Consider the following 1,783-nt stretch of genomic DNA (forward strand, 5'->3'; position numbering starts at 1 on the left):
GGACGTCGCTGGGCACCAAAGAAAGTCGTCACCGAGTAATCGGTGGCGGCTTTTTTGTTTTGCTGTCCATTTATTTTAAACGAAACAGTATTCATGGTACTCTAGTAATATATATATAAATAAGGCAAGGGGGATTCTATGTTCTTAGAGGATCTAACAAAAAAATTACAGCATAGCCAGCCACTATTTATTGGAGAGGATACAGCTCTGCGCTCAGCTATTATGCTTCCACTTGTGCAAGTGGAAGGAGAATGGCATATGTTGTTTGAAGTGCGGTCCTTAACGATGCGAAAACAGCCCGGAGATATCAGTTTTCCAGGTGGTCGTATTGATACTACAGATGCCTCTCCATTGGAAGCTGCAATAAGAGAGACACATGAAGAGTTAGGAATAGACCCGACATCTATAAAAGTTATTGGTCAATTGAGTCCTTATATTGCTTCTTCATCTTTCGTGGTCTATCCATTCGTGGCCACTATTGATCATCACCAAATCGAAAGTTTCAACAAACAAGAGGTTGAAGAAGTATTTACCATACCAATTAGCTGGCTCTTAGACTATGAGCCTTATATGCACACTGTCTCTGTTCAACCTATGCCACCGATGGACTTTCCTTATGAAAAGATATTTAATGGGGACAAATATCAATGGAGACCTAGAGATATTGAGGAATGGTTTTATGATTATAAAAACTATACTATTTGGGGATTAACTGCACGAGTGTTAAAGCATTTTATGGAAACGATCAGAAGTATCAATAGATAAGCAATAAACTTAAATAGTTTCTATCACGAAGCGTTCCAAGATTTAAATAGTATTTCAAAAAGAAGATTCTCTATCTATTAGAGGGTCTTTTTATTTTTGTAGTAATAATTCCAAAATACTATATCTCTTTAATTCTAAATGCTTATTTCTGTAAAACTTGCCTTGTTTCTTCTGAATCATTTTAGTGCTAAATACTAGACTTCTCTTTACCTTTCTATATAAAAAATGGAATATTATAGATAATGGAAGATTGCTAGAGGAGGAGAAATTATGTCTATCTGGTGGGGAATATTGTATAATAAAGAAAATTGGAAATGCTTCATTGTACCCGATTCAATGAGGGTATGCCTATGAAAATACTAGACGTAGACTTACTTCAAGATGGATTGCAACGTAATATAGCTATGTTGGAACGTTTGCAAAATGAAGTGGGCAATATTCAAAACACAGTTAAAGAACTAGTGGCAATGGAGGAGGTATTGAAAGGGGCAGGAGGTAGTGCAATCCGAGGTTTTTACTCGGATGTTCATTTACCTTTCCTTCATTTTTTCCTTGTTTTCTCCGATAGTTACAAGCAAAAGCTCCAACAAATTGAAGCTGCTCTTTTGTCGTTAGAACCAGATACGGCAGGGTATATCCTTGAGCAATTCTTAGAGGGAGAGTTGGAACAGGGACTGACGCTGATTGCCAACATAACGGAAAGACTTACAAACGAAGCAAACAGTATCATGGATACAGTAAGTGATATCGTTGCGCTACCTCATCTTAATGATAGTGAAGTACAAGAAGGAGTTCAAAATTCTAAAAAGAAACGTGACGACACGGTTTTACAGCTGCATGAATTCGATAGCTCTCAAACCACATCACTAACCACAGTCGAAGCAGATATTCAAACGATGGGCAATTGGCTTGTGGATATGGAGGGAATGTTTACATCAGGGGTAAAGGACATTACTTTCCAGCCGAGTCAGTGGAATGCAATTACGTTTGGAAGCGAGATTCGGACAGAGCTATTCCC

Annotated in this window: 2 protein-coding genes; both read left to right on the forward strand. The window is 37.9% G+C overall.

The window, feature by feature from the left end; all coding sequences use genetic code 11:
- The first annotated feature begins 138 nt into the window (after nt 1-138).
- A complete protein-coding gene (locus Q0371_RS12165; protein ID WP_298471452.1) occupies nt 139-765 on the forward strand; it encodes a CoA pyrophosphatase in 627 nt (208 codons plus the stop codon).
- 350 nt (nt 766-1,115) lie between these two features.
- Nucleotides 1,116-1,783: LXG domain-containing protein (locus Q0371_RS12170; RefSeq protein WP_298471455.1), on the forward strand; the 668-nt coding region annotated here is incomplete at its 3' end.

Source organism: uncultured Psychrobacillus sp. (assembly GCF_938022135.1).
GTDB lineage: Bacteria > Bacillota > Bacilli > Bacillales_A > Planococcaceae > Psychrobacillus.

What these genes read in the sequence shown, in the direction of transcription:
- Q0371_RS12165 (WP_298471452.1), top strand. Translation starts at nt 139, where the DNA reads ATGTTCTTAGAGGATCTAACAAAAAAATTACAGCATAGCCAGCCACTA.